The organism is Pseudomonas sp. H3(2019) (assembly GCF_007713465.1).
Lineage (GTDB): Bacteria > Pseudomonadota > Gammaproteobacteria > Pseudomonadales > Pseudomonadaceae > Aquipseudomonas.
This window is the reverse complement of the sequence record NZ_VMSG01000019.1, coordinates 121372-138690: the sequence shown is the minus strand read 5'-3', so window position 1 is coordinate 138690 and position 17319 is coordinate 121372. Positions and strand designations below refer to the sequence as shown.

Sequence of the window (17319 nt, the reverse complement as noted above, 5' to 3'; positions counted from 1 at the left end):
CTCATCTAACACCTCGCCCCGAGGCGCTGACCACTGTCAGAAATAACAGGTCGGCCGTGCTTTCCGACCAGCGGTAGGGGTTGCATCAGCAGATGCTCTGAGTGGATTTTTCACGCACGCAAACAAAAAACGCCCCGGAGGAGCGTTTTCATGACTGCCGGGCCTTGCTGATTACTTCAGGACAACAGCGCCTTTCATCATCGAGTTGTGGCCCGGGAACGAGCAGAAGAACTGATAGCTTTCGCCAGCGGTCAGCTTGGACACATCGAAGGTCACCGAGTCTTTCTCGCCGGCACCGATGATTTTGGTGTGGGCGATAATGCGAGTGTCACCGGCCTTCAGGTAATCCTTGTCGATGCCGGCGGCCATACCATCGGTAGTGATACCCGCCATGTCTGCGGTCTTGCTCAGCACCCAGTTATGGCCCATGACGTTCTTCGGCAAGCTGCCGGAGTGGGTCAGGTTGACGGTGAAGGTTTTGCAGCTCTTGTCGATGGTGATCTCCTTCGTGGTGAAGGACATCTGATCGGTGGAGTCGACATCGACCTTGCACTCTGCAGCCATCAATTGGCTGCTGGCCAGTGTCAGCAGGGATACCGCAACGAGTTTGGCAAACATGGTGAATCTCCAAGGCAGGGTTAACAAAATCCGTATCGCGTAAAGACTGCCTGAAATTTTTGAAAGTGCCTATGACTTGCATCAAGAATTGTATACAACTTTCAGGCTATGACATTGATCGAAACAATTAACCGGCCAAACCTCTGGCGCGCACCTATGATCGGTTTGTCATCCCATTCTGGAGCGCCCGTCATGTTCTTCAATAGCCTGTTGTGCAGTTTGCTCGCGGCCTACGCCTGTGGTGCCAGCGGCACTTATGAAGCCCCCCGCTACGAGGATTAGCCCTTGGAACGCCCACGATCAGCCATTACTCTGGGGCCATCACCGACCATGGAGTAAGGCATGTCTTTAGCGTCTGTTTGTGTATTTTGCGGCGCCAGCACAGGCACTGACCCGGCGTATCGGGAAGCCGCGATCGCCCTCGGCCAGGAACTGGCCCGGCGCAAGCTGACGCTGGTGTACGGCGGCGGTGCTGTCGGCTTGATGGGCATCGTTGCCGATGCCGCACTGGCGGCGGGTGGCGAAGTGATCGGGATCATTCCCGAAAGCCTGAAAAACTCGGAAATCGGCCACACCGGCCTGACACGCCTGGAAGTGGTCGACGGCATGCACGCACGCAAGGCGCGCATGGCCGAGCTGAGCGACGCGTTTATCGCGCTACCGGGCGGCCTAGGCACGTTTGAAGAGCTGTTCGAAGTCTGGACCTGGGGCCAGCTCGGTTACCACGGAAAACCGCTGGGCTTGCTGGAAGTGAACGGTTTTTACAGCAAACTCACTGCATTTCTTGATCATGTCGTCGGCGAAGGCTTCGTTCGCGAGCATCACCGTGACATGCTGCAAATGAGCGAATCGCCGCAGGATCTGCTGGATGCCCTGGATGCCTGGCAACCGTTGGTAGCACCAAAATGGGCAGGGCAAAAACCCAGCTAACCCTTGTCCCCGGTTTAAAGGCAGAATACGCGCCGCTCAACCTCACCTTCGACCCCAGAGGATCGCCCATGGCTAAACCTAATTACTCCTTCGCCAAACGTCAAAGAGACTTGGCCAAAGAGCAGAAGAAAGAGGAAAAGTTGCAACGCAAGAAAGCTGCCGCCGATGAAGAAACCGGCGCACTGAACCCGGAAGCAGAAGGTGAAGTGGCTGCAGAAGATGATGTTGAAGCACCGAAAGATCAGGCGCCCGACGCCTGAGACCCACAGGGTTTGATGTTCCGATCAAACCCACCGGATCTGTGTCCAGGGTCGGCAGTCATGCTGCCGACCCTCACAGCCCAGTCTGCAATACCCCACAGTAGATCTCCATTACTCCAGTGGCATGACGGTCACCTGCACTTCCGGGTCATGGCTGCCGCCGCCCAGAATCACCCCACGCAATGGCGAGACATCGGAGAAATCCCGGCCCCAGGCCAGGGTGATGTGCTCCAGCGCCGGTTGCACGTTGTTGGTCGGGTCGAAATCGACCCAGCCCAGCACCGGGCAAAACACCGAGATCCAGGCGTGGGACGCATCGGCGCCGATCAACCGTGGCTGGCCCGGTGGTGGCTGGGTCAGCAGGTAACCGCTGACGTAACGCGCTGCCAATCCGCGGGAACGCAAGCAGGCGAGCATCAGGTGCGCAAAGTCCTGGCAAACGCCACGCCGACGTTCCAGCACTTCCACCAGCGGCGTCGCGACCTGGGTCGCCTCGGCATCGAAGGTGAACTCGCTGAAGATTTTCTCCATCAACGCCTGAACGCCCAGCATCAATGGACGGCCCAGCGCAAAACAGCTTTCGGAGAACTCGACGAAGCTGCTCTTCAAGTGCACATACGGCGACTCGAACCGATAGCGGCACGCGTCCAGTAACTGCGGAGCAATCGGCTGACTGCTGTAGGTCAACGCGCTGCGGGTCATGTCCCAGGCCGGCGATTGATTGAAATCGCGCACTGGCCGGCTCAGCACTTCGACGGTCAGCCGGGCATTGACCAGCAATTCGTCGTGAGGCCTTTCAAACGCCAGCCGGGTCAGCGGATTGCCGAACACGTCCAGCTCATCGCGGCGCGAAGTCGGCTCCGGGCTGATCTGCAATTGCTGCTCGGTACAGCGCTGCCAGGCGCAGTACCGTGGCCACAAATGGGCGAGCTGCTGGGCCAGCGACACCGGGCTGTCGTAGTGATAATGGGTGTCGTGGAGAATCTGGTAACGAGCGCTCATCAGACGGACACCGTACGTTGGCTGACATCATCGACATGGGCGAAATGCCGCAACGCGAGGCGATCCGACACCTGATTACTGACATCGGCGATTTCTTGCAGCAGATCCGCCAAACCATCGAGGGCTGCCCTGACGCTGGTTTCGCCGAACAACGCGTTCTCCAGACAACCGAGATCGAATCGCGCAAGCCGCTCCAGCAACGAAGGCAACGCCATATCGCGCGGCGCACCAAAGTCGTCGTTCAAGCGCTTGAGGGTGCGGGTCACCAGCTTCAGCTGGAACAGCACCGCATGAGGGTTCTGCTCATCGAGCAGCAACACGTCGAGTACTGGAATCAACTGCGCCACCGCCAGATAACGGGAACGGTAGGTGATGCTGCTGTTGCCCAGTTCCAGCAGCCATTCCAGCCCGGCTTGATCAAACGCCCCGGCACCACGCAGGAACGCCGCCAGGCTACTGCCGAGAAACTGCAATCGCTCGATCCGCCGACCGATCATCAAAAAGCGCCAGCCTTCGTCGCGGGTCATGTCGTCCAGCGCAAAGCCCGACAGCGCCGCGAGCGACATGACCAGGCGATTGAGGAAGTCCAGCCGCTCGCCAAAATCCGGCTCTTCGGTTTCCAGCACCGAGGCATCGCGCTGCAACTCCACCAACGCCTGCCAGTTCTCTCGTGAGAGTTTGCCGCGCACCTGGGAGGCCGACCACTGCAAGCGTTGCAGATTGGAACGCAGGCTGAAGGCCCAGTCATCACCGCACAATGCCGTCAGCAAACGCTCGGGCAATTCACCTTCGTCGGGCAATAACAACAGGCTTTCACCGAGATCGACCGCGGCCTGCAAGGCTTGCGGATCGTCGCCGTCGACGTAACGCGTGAGCATGATCCGCAGCAGCCGCGCGCTGTCGTCGCAGCGCTCGCAATAGCGACCGAACCAGAACAGGTTTTCGACCACCCGCGACGGCAGGTAGGGATCGCGTCGCACCAGATCGTGCACGCCGAGAGTTCGCTGGGCTTTCCATTGCTCGCCCATCGGCGCTCGCTCGCCCAACACCCAGGTGTCCTTGCTCGCGCCGCCGCGCTGCATCGACACCACCTCGGCATCGGCCTCGGCCGCAACCCGGGTCAAGCCGCCGGGCAACACCCGATAGCCGTCTTGACTGGCCACCGCGTAAACGCGCATGCCAATGGCCCGGGGCTGTAACTGACCGTCTTCGGCTTGCCAGATCGGCGCCTGCGACAGCTGCGCCAGTTCTTGCGCCACATAGGCATAAGGCCGTGCCTGCATGCGCTCAGCGAGTTCCTGGCGCTGTTTTTCACTCAAGTCACGGCCCAATACCGAGGCAAAGCTTTGCGAGGGGAACGCCGGTTTGATCAGCAGTTCAGGCATTTTCTCCAGGGCCTGCGCCAACACCGGAGGCTCGCCGCACCACCAGGTGGCAATGGACGGCAGGATCAGTTCTTCGCCGAACAGGAATTGATTGATCTTCGGCAAAAAGCCCAACAGCCCCGGCGACTCCAGTACGCCACTGCCCAAGGCATTGGCCACCAGCACCCGTCCCTGTCGCACTGCATCAAGCAGGCCCGGCACGCCGAGCGCCGAGTCGGTGCGCAACTCCAGCGGATCGCAGAAATCATCATCGAGCCGACGCATGATCGCGTGAACCCGACGCAGGCCGCTCAGGGTTTTCAGGTAAACCGTGGCATCGCGCACGGTCAGGTCACCGCCTTCAACCAGTGGATAACCCAGTTGGCGAGCCAGGTACAGGTGCTCGAAATAGCTCTCGTTGAATCGTCCTGGCGTCAGCAACACCACCAGCGGCACTTCATCGGCACTCGGCGCCTGACGCGTGAGGGTTTCCTGCAAGGTGCGGAAGAACCCGGCCAAATGCTGCACCTGCAAATCCCGGTACAACTCTGGAAAGGCCCGCGACACGATGGTGCGGTTTTCCAGCGCGTAACCGGCACCGGACGGTGCTTGAGTCCGGTCCGCCGTGACCCACCAGCGCCCATCGGGCGTGCGCGCCAAATCCACTGCGTACAGATGCAGAAAAGCCCCGTCCGGCGGCTGAATGCCCTGACAGGGCCAGAGGAAATTGTTATGACCGAACACCAGTTCTGCCGGCAGCAGGCCTTCGGCAATCAAGCGCTGCGGACCATACAAATCCGCCAGTACCGCGTTGAGCAAACGCGCACGCTGGGCGATCCCGGCGGACAACTGCTGCCACTCATCAGCCGCCATCACATGGGGCAGCAGGTCCAGTTCCCATGGACGATCAGCACCTTTGGGGTCGGCGTAAACATTGTAGGTGACGCCGTTTTCCTGAATCTGCCGCGCCAGCAAGGCTTGCCGCTGCAGCAATTGCGCGGGTGTGCTGCGTTGCAACTGATCGAACAGCCGTCGCCAGTGCGGGCGCACGGCACCGCTATCGTCGAGCAGCTCATGATAGGTGCCCGCCGTAAGCGGGTAACGGTCAAGCAGGTCAGGCATGGAAAGCTCGGCAGCCAGCAATGAAAAGTCAGATTAACGCAGACCTTTGACGCCCGGATAGACGAAAAATCCGGACGTCGTGTCTGATTCAGAAACGTCGCAAATCGAGCGTCATCGGCAGCTCGTCGTTAAGGGTCAGCGTTGGCACCGGCAAGGTTCCCGGGCTGTGGCCAAGACGGAAGAACCGCGCCATCCGCCGGCTCTCGGCTTCATTGGCGTTTACCGGCAGGCTGTCGTAGTTGCGCCCGCCCGGATGGGCGACGTGGTACTGACAACCGCCCAACGAGCGTTGCATCCAGGTGTCGAGCAGGTCGAACACCAGCGGCGCGTGCACCGGGATGGTCGGTTGCAGGCAGTTGGCCGGTTGCCAGGCGCGAAACCGCACGCCCGCGACAAACTCGCCGACTCGCCCGGTCGGTTGCAGCGGTACCTGAATGCCGTTGCAGGTCAGCACATAACGCTGCGGCGCCAGGCCTGTGAGCCTGACCTGCAAACGCTCCAGCGACGAGTCGACATAACGCACCGTGCCGCCGGCCGAGCCCTCCTCACCCAGCACATGCCAAGGCTCCAGCGCCTGACGCAGTTCCAGCTCGATGCCGCTGACCGCGTAATCACCGACCTTTGGGAAACGGAACTCCAGATGCGCGGCAAACCACTCATCGCGCAATGCATAGCCGGCGGCGTTGAGATCGACAATCACATCGGCAAAGTCCTGCTCGATGAAGTGCGGCAGCAGGAAACGGTCATGCAACTCGGTGCCCCAACGGGCCAGCTTGACTGGCGCATACGGCTCGCGCCAGAACCGCGCCACCAGCGCCCGCAGCAACAGTTGCTGAGCCAGGCTCATGCGCGCGTGGGGTGGCATTTCAAAGGCGCGCAGTTCCAGCAGACCGAGGCGCCCAGTGGCGCCATCCGGCGAATAGAGTTTGTCGATGCAGAACTCGGCACGGTGGGTGTTACCCGTGACGTCGATCAGCAGGTTGCGCAGCAAGCGGTCCACCAGCCATGGCGCACACTCTTCGCCGGGTTTCGGCATCTGCGCGAAGGCGATTTCCAGCTCGTACAACGCATCGTTGCGCGCTTCGTCCACCCGCGGGGCCTGGGAAGTCGGGCCGATGAAAAGACCGGAAAACAGGTAGGACAGCGACGGGTGGTTATGCCAGTAGCTGATCAGACTGCGCAGCAGATCCGGGCGACGCAGAAACGGTGAGTCGGCCGGCGTCGCACCACCGAGTACGAAATGGTTACCGCCACCGGTGCCGGTGTGCCGACCGTCGATCATGAATTTCTCGGTGGTCAACCGGGTCTGGCGCGCCTCTTCGTAGAGGAATTCGGTGCGCTCCACCAACTCGTCCCAACTGGCGGACGGCTGCACGTTGACTTCGATGACGCCGGGGTCCGGAGTAATACGGAAGTTGCTCAGGCGTGGATCGCTCGGCGGCTCATAACCTTCCAGCAACACCGGGCAATGCAGTTCCTCGGCAGTGGCTTCGATGGCGCTGACCAGTTCGAGGTAATCCTCGACGCGTTCCAGCGGCGGCATGAACAGGTACAACCGCCCTTCCCGAGCCTCGGCGCAGAGCGCAGTGCGGGTCAGCCAATCGGCGGACTGGTCGACTTTCGGTGCGCGCTCATCGACGGTGGCCGGCTCGCCATGGGCCTGCAAACTGGCGGCGTCGGGCAGCTCCGGCAAATCCTGATTCGGATCGACCGGGTGCACGAACGGATACTCTGCCGCCGTCACCCACGGTTGCGAAGCCAACGGCAAGCGATAGCCCAGAGGTGAATCTCCCGGCACCAGTCGGCAGTGACTGTCACGCAGGTACCAGCGACCGCTCTGCCATTGATCGCCCTTGGCGGTGCGCGCCAGCGGCAACACCTGGCCAATCACCTTGTCCAGACCTTGACTGAAGACCTTGTGCAGGCGCGCGCGCTCGAGTTCGTCGCTCAGCCGTGAGTCTTCAGCGCTGACGTTGACCGGCAACGCACCTTCGCGCCAGAGGTAGTAGAGGTTGTCTTCGTAGGCTGGAAATACAAAGCGTGCAGGCAGCTTCAAACGCTCGGCGACACTCGCCAGAAACCGCCCGGCCAATTTGCCATCGGCGCCGTAGTCTTGCTGTTCATTGGCAATCAGCGCGCTGTTGTTCCAGATCGGCACGCCATCTCGCCGCCAGTAGCAGTTCAGCGACCAGCGCGGCAGTTGCTCGCCGGGGTACCACTTGCCCTGGCCAAAATGCACCAGGCCCTTGGGTCCGTAATGTTTGCGCAGGCGCTGGAACAGCTCGGCAGACAATCGACGCTTGTCTGGCCCGAGCGCGGCGGTGTTCCACTCGGCACCGTCCGGGTCGTCGATGGAGACGAACGTCGGCTCGCCGCCCATGGTCAGGCGCACATCGCCCTCTTGCAGGTCGGCGTCGATCTGCCGGCCCAGCGCCTGGATCTCCAGCCACTGGTCTTCGGTGTAGGGTTTGGTAACGCGTGGGGCCTCCCAAATCCGCTCTACCGACATTTCGTGGCTGAATTCACACGCGCACGGTTCGACCAGGCCACTGATCGGCGCCGCGGAGGACGGATCGGGGCTACAGGCCAACGGAATATGCCCTTCGCCGGCAAACAGCCCGGAAGTCGCGTCCAGGCCGATCCATCCGGCGCCGGGCAGATAAACCTCACACCAGGCGTGTAGATCGGTGAAGTCCACCTCAGTGCCGGAAGGACCGTCGAGGCTTTTGACGTCAGCGGTGAGCTGGATCAGGTAACCGGAAACGAATCGCGCCGCCAGCCCGAGGTTGCGCAGCAATTGCACCAGCAACCAGGCCGAGTCGCGGCAAGAACCCGAGGCGTGTTCCAGGGTGTATTCCGGTGTTTGCACGCCCGGTTCCATGCGGATCAGGTAGCCGATGTCGTCGCTCAGCCGCTGGTTAAGGGCCACCAGAAAATCCACGGCGGGCAGCGGTGTGCGGTCGATGCCGTCAAGGTAGGCCTTGAACGTCGGCGTCAGCGGCAGGGTTTCCAGGTACGGCGCCAGCTCACGCTGTTCGTCTGTGGCATAAGCGAAGGGAATTTTTTCCGCGTAGGGCTCAAGGAAGAAGTCGAACGGATTGAACACCGCCATCTCGGCCAGCAGATCGACTTCGATCCGCAGCTCCGTGGTTTTCTCCGGGAACACCAACCGCGCCAGGTAATTGCCCTGGGGGTCTTGCTGCCAATTGATGAAGTGTTGCACTGGCGACACTTTTAACGCATAGGAAAGAATCCGCGTACGGCTATGGGCCGCCGGGCGCAAGCGAACGATCTGCGGGCCGAGTTCGACAGCGCGGTCGTAGCGGTAATGCGTGACATGGTGCAACGCGACATGAATCGACACGGCGGCCTCCTGCGAGCCAGGGCATGGAAACAAAGCGCGCAAGACTTATGCCACCCAGGAGCGCCGGCGCTTTCACAGATTTGCTTAGGGCAGTACAGCACCAAAATCGGGCGATGCGGGAATTGGGTTCGGGCTTGTTGCACGCAGATGTAGCAAGCCGCTGCTGCGTGGGCTCACAGAGCGTGCTTGGGGCTCGCTTCGAGGCGTTTGAGTCGCTGACGGATTCGGGCGCCCACTTGCAGCACCTTGATCCCACGCTGGTAGCGACGCGTGCTCATCAAGTACAAGCCGATCAGCGACGGCACAGCGGCTATCCAGACAAACCCCAGATGATTCGCCTCGATCATCGCCAGCAACGTGATGGACAGACAAAACACCAACATCGTGAACAACCCCCAGACGGCGTTGGGGTAACCACGGATCAGCGCAACGAGACACGCGGACATCACCACGACACCTCCCATCATGGCGAAGATGAAGTACTCCATCATCGGATAGTCGTGTGGGAAAAATACTTCGTTGAAGACCGAACCGGTCAATGACATGGCGAATGTCGTCATCATCATGACCGCGATATGAATCCAACCATAGCGTCGCACATAGGGTTGCCAGGCCAGCCAGTGGGCGAACTTCAACTGCATGAGTTTGTCGTCGGTGAGTTGCTGCGCGGAGGATTTCTTGCGGCGGGCCACGGTGTTCTTCCTTGAGTTGAAAACTTGAGCAATCACTTACTTGTGATAGATGGCGATTGAGGTCTCGCCGGGGAGTGTGAGGGTGGGTGGTGAGAGTACCCAGATGACGAGCCGTGCCGTGGTACCTATCGGTTTTTATGCCGGGCTTTTAATGCCTGCCGAAGATGGCGGATTTCCACGAGCTTAATACGCATATCTCGCTGAACGGCACTGTTGAGTATCAAGAGGCCAAACAGCGGAAAAACCAAAGCAAGGTCATAAAGAACGGCGTGGGGTTCGTATTGAATCATTGGAAGCACAAACAAAAAGCACGCGAAGTAAATACCCACCATTACCCACACCCAAGACGGTCGCCCCCGCAAAATCATGAAATTGCTATGGACCGTTAACAGGGTCAGAAACGCTCCGGCAAGCATGATTGAAAAGCCCAAACCTCCAGCAAGAGGAGCATCACGAAAATAGGTCGCAAAGGAAAGCGCGGTAGCGAAGCCCAAGGAAAAATAGGCCGCAAATACACCACCGATAAAAGTAAGGAAGTAATGCCTGAAAAAATCACGAAGCGTCATCAGCTCGCTCATTCGCCGACTTCCTCATACAACCCCAATGCGATGGTTTTTACGTTGCCCGTATAAGCACTCCCACCAAAGCCCACCGTTGCGCCTAAGGCATCTTTAATTTGGGTCTTGGTGCTGTACTTAAGTTGAGTCGGGGTAAAACGCTTGGGCAGCTCGCCCGACAACTGCTTGAGCTTGAGCATCTTCGATGTCAGGCGGGGGTCATTGATGGTCAACAGTTCTTTTGTGAGCTTCGCTCTTTCCTGGCGATTCAACCCACGAAGCACCTCACGCAGGCTCTTGCCTGTGGCCGCCTTAGCGACATTGACGAGTTTAATCGTCGTCAGGGCGGATGCGCCTACTCCAGCTAGCGATACTGCGTCCAAAACAGTTGAAGCATTCTGATACCACGCCTCGCTGTCGAGCCAATCATTTCCCTCGGGCCTGGCGACCTCAAGTACCGTTCGAGCAATACCATTGAAACACTGGAGTCCGCTTGCTCCAGCAGCGGCGTAGCCGACCACAACAATGACGGAGCTCGCGCCAGCACTGAAGGGAACCAAAATGGTTCCGCTGGCAATCGCAGCCCAGCTGAGGACAGCACCTATACACGAAATACCGGTATTCATCGCCTCGCCAATCAGGCGGGACTCACGTGGATTACTCACCACATGTTCAGCAAATTGCGTGGGGGCAATGTACTTCTGCGCCTCCCGCAGAATTACGCGCTTGGGCGTAATGCTACAGAGGGGCTTGAATTCACGCAGGGTGATCACATTAAAGTCGGCATCGATATACACGACACCCGCGCCGACAATGCCGGGGTCGGCATCGATGGCCGCGAACAGGCGCGGCAGGTTGATTTCACTTTCGATGCGCTGGCGCGCCATGAACTGGGAACGATTGGAGTCCATGCCGATGCCGAGCAGGGGGTTGCTCATGGGTGTTCTTCCTTGAAGTAGAGAGTGGCCATGCCGGCCTCATCGCGGGCCAACCCGGCTCTCACATCTGGAATGCATTCCCCTGTGGGAGCTGGCTTGCCTGCGATGGCAATTAATGGGCGCCACCTTAACAAACAAGTTCTCCAGCGCCTATGAAGCAAAACGCCAGCACGAGGCTGGCGTTTTGTTTTCTAGGCTGCGATCAACGCGGCACGACTGGCTTGCGCGCAGGTTTTGGCCCTTTGCCTTTGGCGGCGTCCTTGCGTTCCTTGGCGGCCTGTTGGTTGCGGGCGAACGCCGCAGCCTTGGCCTGTTCACGCTTGTCCCACGGGTTACCGCCATCGCTGGCACGCGGCGGCAAACCGGTGTGTTGGGTCAGGATCTTGGTGGTCTTCTCGCCTGCCACTTTGTGGCTACCGGCTGGCGTCGAGTTCTTGCGACGGGCGCTCTGGTAGCTGTCGGTGGCCGGCTGGTGCAGCGGGATCAGCTGGTTCTTGCCCGGCCCGATCAGGTCGGCGCGGCCCATGCGGGTCAACGCTTCACGCAGCATCGGCCAGCCTTTCGGATCGTGGTAACGCAAGAACGCCTTGTGCAAACGACGCTGCTCTTCGCTCTTGACGATAGTCACGGCGTCACTCTTGTAAGTGACCTTGCGCAGCGGGTTCTTGCCCGAGTGATACATCGCGGTGGCGGTGGCCATCGGCGACGGGTAGAACGCCTGCACCTGATCCGCACGGAAGCCGTTGCCCTTGAGCCACAGGGCCAGGTTCATCATGTCTTCGTCGGTGGTGCCCGGGTGGGCGGCGATGAAGTACGGAATCAGGTACTGCTCTTTCCCGGCTTCCTTGGAGTACTTCTCGAACATCCGCTTGAACTTGTCATAGCTGCCGATGCCCGGCTTCATCATCTGATTGAGCGGACCTTCCTCGGTATGTTCCGGGGCGATCTTCAGGTAGCCGCCGACGTGATGGGTCACCAGCTCTTTGACGTATTCCGGCGACTCGACCGCGAGGTCGTAACGCAGGCCGGAGGCGATCAGGATCTTCTTCACACCCGGCAAGGCACGAGCGCTGCGGTACAGCTGGATCAGCGACGAGTGATCGGTGTTGAGGTTCGGGCAAATGCCGGGGAACACGCACGACGGCTTGCGGCACGCGGATTCGATTTCCGGGCTCTTGCAGGCGATGCGGTACATGTTCGCGGTCGGGCCACCGAGGTCGGAGATCACGCCGGTAAAACCTGGGACCTTGTCGCGGATCTCTTCGATCTCGCGAATGATCGATTCTTCGGAACGGTTCTGGATGATCCGGCCTTCGTGCTCGGTGATCGAGCAGAAGGTGCAGCCGCCGAAGCAGCCGCGCATGATGTTCACCGAGAAACGGATCATGTCGTAGGCCGGGATCTTCTCCTTGCCATACGCCGGGTGCGGAACACGTGCGTAAGGCATGCCGAACACGTAGTCCATTTCTTCGGTGGTCATCGGAATCGGTGGCGGGTTGAACCAGACATCGACTTCGCCGTGCTTCTGAACCAGCGCGCGGGCGTTACCCGGGTTGGTTTCCAGGTGCAGCACGCGGTTGGCGTGGGCGTACAGAACGGCGTCACCACGAACCTTTTCCACCGACGGCAGACGGATCACGGTCTTGTCACGGGTCATCCGCGGGCTTGCCAGAATCTGCACGACCTTGGCTTCTTCCGGATCTTCGACCGGGCCTTTTTCCTGCTCGATGGCGCAGGCCTGAGTATCCTGGGTGTTGACGTACGGGTTGATGATCTTGTCGATCTTGCCCGGACGGTCGATGCGCGTGGAATCGACTTCGTACCAGCCTTGCGGTGTATCACGACGAATGAACGCGGTGCCGCGCACGTCGGTGATGTCTTCGATCTTGTGGCCGTAGGACAGGCGCTGGGCAACTTCGACGATCGCCCGCTCGGCGTTGCCGTACAGGAGGATGTCGGCGCAGGCGTCGATCAGGATCGAGTTGCGCACCCGGTCCTGCCAGTAATCGTAGTGCGCGATGCGGCGCAGGGAAGCTTCGATGCCACCGAGAACGATCGGCACGTTCTTGTAGGCTTCCTTGCAGCGCTGGCTGTAAACCAGACTCGCGCGATCCGGACGTTTGCCTGCCAGGCCACCAGGGGTGTAGGCATCATCGGAACGGATTTTCTTGTCGGCGGTGTAGCGGTTGATCATCGAGTCCATGTTGCCGGCCGCGACACCGAAGAACAGGTTCGGCTCGCCGAGCTTCATGAAGTCGTCTTTGGACTGCCAGTTTGGCTGGGCAATGATCCCGACGCGAAAGCCCTGGGACTCCAGCAGCCGGCCGATGATTGCCATGCCAAACGACGGGTGGTCGACGTAGGCATCACCGGTGACGATGATGATGTCGCAGGAATCCCATCCGAGCTGATCCATCTCCTCCCTGCTCATCGGCAGGAATGGCGCTGGCCCGAAACATTCGGCCCAGTATTTTGGATAGTCAAATAACGGCTTGGCTGCTTGCATGTCGATAACCGGTGTTGGCTTTCATTGAATTTCGCGGGCGCGGAATATAGCACAAAATTTAACCAATTCCGACCACAAAGGTCGGAATTGATACGACGGCTTACTCGTCGTCATCGAAGTTATAGCTGCCCGGCGCAAGGTTTTCGAATCGAGTGTATTTGCCGATGAAGGCCAGGCGGATAAAGCCGATCGGGCCGTTCCGCTGCTTGCCGATGATGATCTCGGCGATGCCTTTGTGCTCGGTCTCCGGGTGATACACCTCGTCCCGGTACACGAACATGATGACGTCGGCGTCCTGCTCGATCGCTCCGGATTCCCGCAAGTCGGAGTTCACTGGCCGCTTGTTCGGCCGCTGTTCGAGGGAACGGTTGAGCTGGGACAGCGCCACTACCGGGCAGTTGAATTCCTTGGCCAGAGCTTTCAGGGAACGGGAAATTTCGGAAATTTCGTTGGTCCGGTTGTCGCCGCTGGAACCCGGGATCTGCATCAGTTGCAAGTAGTCGATCATGATCAGACCGATCTCACCGTGTTCGCGCACCAGACGACGGGTCCGCGCACGCATTTCCGACGGGCTGATGCCGGCGGTATCGTCGATGAACAGCTTGCGATCGTTGAGCAGGTTGACCGCCGAGGTCAGGCGCGGCCAATCGTCGTCTTCCAGGCGACCGGCACGGACTTTGGTCTGGTCGATCCGGCCCAGCGACGACAACATACGCATGATCAGCGATTCGCCTGGCATTTCGAGCGAGTAAACCAGTACGGCTTTCTCGCTGCGCAACACGGCGTTCTCCACCAGGTTCATCGCAAAGGTGGTTTTACCCATCGATGGACGACCGGCGACGATGATCAGGTCAGACGGTTGCAGGCCGCTGGTCTTCTCGTCGAGGTCGGTGTAACCGGTCGACAGGCCGGTGATGGCGTTGTCGGTGTTGAACAAGGTGTCGATACGGTCGATGGCCTTGGTCAACAGGTCATTGACGCTCACCGGGCCGCCGGTTTTCGGTCGGGCCTCGGCGATCTGGAAGATCTGCCGTTCGGCTTCATCGAGAATTTCGGCGGCGGTACGACCTTCCGGGTTGAAGGCGCTGTCGGCGATTTCGGTGCTGATGCCGATCAACTGGCGCAGGGTCGCTCGCTCACGAACGATCTGCGCGTAGGCCTTGATGTTGGCGACCGACGGCGTGTTTTTTGCCAATTCGCCCAGATAACCGAGACCGCCGACCTGCGACGTCTGACCTTCCTTGTCCAATTGCTCGGCAAGGGTCACGACGTCGATCGGTGAGTTCTGATCGGCGAGCTTGGCGATCGCACGGAAGATCAGGCGGTGGTCATGTCGATAGAAATCACCGTCCGAGACCTGATCAAGCACGCGCTCCCAGGCGTTGTTGTCCAGCATCAGACCACCGAGCACGGCCTGTTCGGCCTCGATGGAATGCGGCGGCACTTTCAGCGCGGCGGTTTGCAGATCGTATTGCTCAGGAGCGGAGATATCGTTCATGGCCACTTGGGTTCTTTAGGAAAAGCAGGGGTTGTAAAAAATCAGGAACTGCAGAAAGACAAAGGGCACGACCTGTAAACAGGATCGTGCCCGATGTTACCGGCAAGCACCCAAGGGTGCCAGCCGACAAGTACTTCTTAAGCTGCTACCACGACAACGCGTACGGTGGCTTCAACTTCAGCGTGCAGGTGCACGGCTACGTCGAATTCGCCTACGTTGCGGATGGTGCCGTTCGGCAGACGAACTTCGCTTTTTGCAACTTCAACGCCAGAGGCGGTCAGTGCATCAGCGATGTCGTGGGTACCGATCGAACCGAACAGCTTGCCTTCGTCACCGGCGGTGGCAGTGATAGTCACTTCCAGCTCAGCCAGTTGGGCAGCGCGGTTTTCAGCCGAAGTTTTACGGTCTGCTGCGGCTTTTTCCAGCTCAGCGCGACGCTCTTCGAACGCAGCCAGGTTGGCAGCGGTCGCAGCGGTAGCTTTGCCGTAAGGCAGCAGGTAGTTACGACCGTAACCAGCCTTAACGTTCACTTTGTCACCCAGGTTGCCCAGGTTGGTGACTTTTTCCAGAAGGATCAGTTGCATGTGAAAATCCTCTTAACTTTTAACCTTCACCGTTCGCGCTATCGACGTCTTTCGGCGTCAATCGACCGCGAAAATCAATCAGGCTGTCGACAATGGCCAGGACCACCAGCAACGGATAGATCAGCTGCATAAACAGCAACAGCGTTACGTACAACCCCACCAGCCAAAACCTGGCCAGTCGCTTTTCAGCCACCAGCCCATGAATCAGGGCCAGCCCGGCGAACACCAGCGGTACGCTGCACAACGGCGTCAACATGGCCAGCCGGGAACCGAAGTTCGGCCCCAGAAGCATGCACGCCAGCAGCAACATCGCCGGCCCCAGCGGGATTCGGATGGCGCGAAACTCGCGACCAAAACCACCGGGGTTGTACAACAACGCCTGCCAGTAGCGCCCGACAATCAGGCTCAGCACACTGACGATTTGCAACAAGGCCGCTATCAGGCCGGTCAGGACCGGGGCAATCAGGGCGGCGAGACGCGCTCGCTCCTCTACCGACAATTGCTGGTAGAGGTCACCGAGGGCCAGCGGCAGGATCTTTACCAGTTCCTGCGACAGCATCTCGATCTGGGGGCGGTAAGCCGCACCCAGCACCACTGAAAACACCAATCCCATCGCTATGCTGACCAGCAGCACGCGGTTCCAGGACTCACTTGCGCGCAAAACCAACGCAAGGCCCGAAGACCCCAGCAGCACCATGAGTGCGCGTGGATCATCGGAATACAGCCACCAGATCAATGCCGGCAGTATTCCCAGAGCAAGAACGCCCATGGCGTCCTTCAATCCGCGCCGCAGCAGCACAAGGCTCCCGGCGGCAGCACCCAACCAGTACAACAACGGCAATGCCGCGCATCCAGCCACTACGAGAGTGGCCTGCATACGACCGCGCATGATGAACTCAGCTATGGCGCGCATGCATTCAATCCTTTGCTACGTGTCGACTGCCCGGTCTCAGCGGCCGTGGCTGTCGGTGTAGGCCAGCAGGGCCAGGAAGCGGGCGCGCTTGATAGCGGTGGCCAGCTGACGCTGATAACGAGCTTTGGTACCGGTGATGCGGCTTGGAACGATTTTGCCGGTCTCGGATACGTAAGCTTTCAGAGTGTTGAGATCTTTGTAATCGATCTCTTTCACGTCTTCAGCGGTGAAGCGGCAGAATTTACGACGACGGAAGAAACGTGCCATGTAATAGGCTCCTCAAAAGGTCCGTGGATTACTCGTCAGCGTTATCGCTGTTGTCGCTGTCATCACTGTCAACGCCTTCAGCGTCGGAGTGCTCAGGACGGTCGCGACGCTCACGGCGCTCACTGCGGTTTTCTTCAGCCTTGAGCATCTCGGATTGGCCGGTAACGGCTTCTTCGCGACGGATGACCAGGTTACGGATCACTGCATCGTTGTAGCGGAAGTTGTCTTCCAGCTCGGCCAGGGCCTTGCCAGTGCACTCAACGTTCAGCATCACGTAGTGAGCCTTGTGAACATTGTTGATTGCGTAGGCCAGTTGACGACGGCCCCAATCTTCCAGACGGTGGATTTTGCCGCCGTCTTCTTCGATCAGCTTGGTGTAACGCTCAACCATGCCGCCGACTTGCTCGCTTTGATCCGGGTGGACCAAAAAGATGATTTCGTAATGACGCATGAATGCTCCTTACGGGTTGTAGCCTGCCGCTCAAAAGCGGTCAGACAAGGAGTGAATGACACTTATGGACTTGCCGGCGATAGACACATGCGTGCCTGCCGTCACAGCAAGGGGCGCAATTGTAGAGAAGGGACAGAAGCGGCGCAAGGCAATTGGTGATTATTTGAACAATCACCACGACATGATCGTTCCCACGCTCTGCGTGGCAACGCCGCCATGGACACTCTGCGTCCGCTTGAGAGTGACGCGGAGC

15 protein-coding genes are annotated in these 17319 nt (G+C 59.4%); 2 read left to right on the top strand and 13 right to left on the bottom strand.

Features of this window, described 5'->3' with window-relative positions:
* Positions 1-171: 171 nt before the first annotated feature.
* The gene (gene azu, locus FPT12_RS19450; protein ID WP_145018694.1) at positions 172-618 is read right to left on the bottom strand and encodes an azurin; all 447 of its coding nucleotides are present in this window, start codon (positions 616-618) and stop codon (positions 172-174) included.
* A 342-nt stretch (positions 619-960) separates the two neighbouring features.
* Between azu and FPT12_RS19445 the strand changes: the two genes are divergently transcribed.
* Both FPT12_RS19445 and FPT12_RS19440 read left to right on the top strand, forming a co-directional pair.
* Complete coding sequence (locus FPT12_RS19445; protein WP_145018691.1) at positions 961-1548, top strand: TIGR00730 family Rossman fold protein; 588 nt, start codon at positions 961-963, stop codon at positions 1546-1548.
* Between the two features lie 68 nt (positions 1549-1616).
* On the top strand, positions 1617-1808 hold the full coding sequence (locus FPT12_RS19440; RefSeq protein WP_145018688.1) for a hypothetical protein: 192 nt from the start codon (positions 1617-1619) through the stop codon (positions 1806-1808).
* Positions 1809-1919: 111 nt separating this feature from the next.
* Here the strand turns inward: FPT12_RS19440 and FPT12_RS19435 are convergent, their stop codons facing one another.
* The 12 genes from FPT12_RS19435 to rpsF form a co-directional block, all read right to left on the bottom strand.
* The gene (locus FPT12_RS19435; RefSeq protein WP_145018685.1) at positions 1920-2810 is read right to left on the bottom strand and encodes a transglutaminase family protein; all 891 of its coding nucleotides are present in this window, start codon (positions 2808-2810) and stop codon (positions 1920-1922) included.
* On the bottom strand, positions 2810-5296 hold the full coding sequence (locus FPT12_RS19430; protein ID WP_145018682.1) for a circularly permuted type 2 ATP-grasp protein: 2487 nt from the start codon (positions 5294-5296) through the stop codon (positions 2810-2812). The genes FPT12_RS19435 and FPT12_RS19430 overlap by 1 nt, the downstream gene beginning before the upstream one ends.
* Before the next feature lie 88 nt (positions 5297-5384).
* A complete protein-coding gene (locus FPT12_RS19425; protein WP_145018679.1) occupies positions 5385-8660 on the bottom strand; it encodes a DUF2126 domain-containing protein in 3276 nt (1091 codons plus the stop codon).
* 173 nt (positions 8661-8833) lie between these two features.
* A complete protein-coding gene (locus FPT12_RS19420) occupies positions 8834-9352 on the bottom strand; it encodes a hypothetical protein (RefSeq protein ID WP_145018676.1) in 519 nt (172 codons plus the stop codon).
* A 125-nt stretch (positions 9353-9477) separates the two neighbouring features.
* Positions 9478-9930, bottom strand: coding sequence for a hypothetical protein (locus FPT12_RS19415; protein ID WP_145018673.1), 453 nt, complete (start codon positions 9928-9930; stop codon positions 9478-9480).
* Positions 9927-10847, bottom strand: coding sequence for an NAD synthetase (locus tag FPT12_RS19410; protein ID WP_145018670.1), 921 nt, complete (start codon positions 10845-10847; stop codon positions 9927-9929). The genes FPT12_RS19415 and FPT12_RS19410 overlap by 4 nt, the downstream gene beginning before the upstream one ends.
* 202 nt (positions 10848-11049) lie before the next feature.
* Positions 11050-13353 (bottom strand): YgiQ family radical SAM protein, encoded by a 2304-nt coding sequence (locus FPT12_RS19405; RefSeq protein ID WP_145018667.1) that lies wholly within the window; start codon positions 13351-13353, stop codon positions 11050-11052.
* A gap of 100 nt (positions 13354-13453) precedes the next feature.
* Positions 13454-14851 (bottom strand): replicative DNA helicase, encoded by a 1398-nt coding sequence (gene dnaB / locus FPT12_RS19400; RefSeq protein WP_019691515.1) that lies wholly within the window; start codon positions 14849-14851, stop codon positions 13454-13456.
* A gap of 137 nt (positions 14852-14988) precedes the next feature.
* Complete coding sequence (gene rplI, locus FPT12_RS19395) at positions 14989-15435, bottom strand: 50S ribosomal protein L9 (RefSeq protein ID WP_008157007.1); 447 nt, start codon at positions 15433-15435, stop codon at positions 14989-14991.
* 19 nt (positions 15436-15454) lie between these two features.
* Positions 15455-16348 carry a hypothetical protein gene (locus FPT12_RS19390; RefSeq protein WP_145018664.1) on the bottom strand — a complete coding sequence of 298 codons (894 nt, stop codon included), beginning with the start codon at positions 16346-16348 and terminating at the stop codon, positions 15455-15457.
* Positions 16349-16384: 36 nt separating this feature from the next.
* Entirely contained in the window at positions 16385-16615 is a 231-nt protein-coding gene (gene rpsR / locus FPT12_RS19385) for a 30S ribosomal protein S18 (protein WP_002551829.1), read from the bottom strand.
* Positions 16616-16643: 28 nt separating this feature from the next.
* Positions 16644-17066, bottom strand: coding sequence for a 30S ribosomal protein S6 (gene rpsF, locus FPT12_RS19380; protein WP_007939579.1), 423 nt, complete (start codon positions 17064-17066; stop codon positions 16644-16646).
* Between the last annotated feature and the right edge of the window lie 253 nt (positions 17067-17319).

Coding starts and splice junctions, on each gene's coding strand:
- FPT12_RS19440 (WP_145018688.1), top strand. CDS start 1,617: ATGGCTAAACCTAATTACTCCTTCGCCAAACGTCAAAGAGACTTGGCC.
- FPT12_RS19415 (WP_145018673.1), bottom strand. CDS start 9,930: ATGAGCGAGCTGATGACGCTTCGTGATTTTTTCAGGCATTACTTCCTT.
- rpsR (WP_002551829.1), bottom strand. CDS start 16,615: ATGGCACGTTTCTTCCGTCGTCGTAAATTCTGCCGCTTCACCGCTGAA.
- FPT12_RS19390 (WP_145018664.1), bottom strand. CDS start 16,348: ATGCGCGCCATAGCTGAGTTCATCATGCGCGGTCGTATGCAGGCCACT.
- FPT12_RS19430 (WP_145018682.1), bottom strand. CDS start 5,296: ATGCCTGACCTGCTTGACCGTTACCCGCTTACGGCGGGCACCTATCAT.
- rplI (WP_008157007.1), bottom strand. CDS start 15,435: ATGCAACTGATCCTTCTGGAAAAAGTCACCAACCTGGGCAACCTGGGT.
- FPT12_RS19445 (WP_145018691.1), top strand. CDS start 961: ATGTCTTTAGCGTCTGTTTGTGTATTTTGCGGCGCCAGCACAGGCACT.
- dnaB (WP_019691515.1), bottom strand. CDS start 14,851: ATGAACGATATCTCCGCTCCTGAGCAATACGATCTGCAAACCGCCGCG.
- FPT12_RS19435 (WP_145018685.1), bottom strand. CDS start 2,810: ATGAGCGCTCGTTACCAGATTCTCCACGACACCCATTATCACTACGAC.
- azu (WP_145018694.1), bottom strand. CDS start 618: ATGTTTGCCAAACTCGTTGCGGTATCCCTGCTGACACTGGCCAGCAGC.
- FPT12_RS19410 (WP_145018670.1), bottom strand. CDS start 10,847: ATGAGCAACCCCCTGCTCGGCATCGGCATGGACTCCAATCGTTCCCAG.
- FPT12_RS19405 (WP_145018667.1), bottom strand. CDS start 13,353: ATGCAAGCAGCCAAGCCGTTATTTGACTATCCAAAATACTGGGCCGAA.
- rpsF (WP_007939579.1), bottom strand. CDS start 17,066: ATGCGTCATTACGAAATCATCTTTTTGGTCCACCCGGATCAAAGCGAG.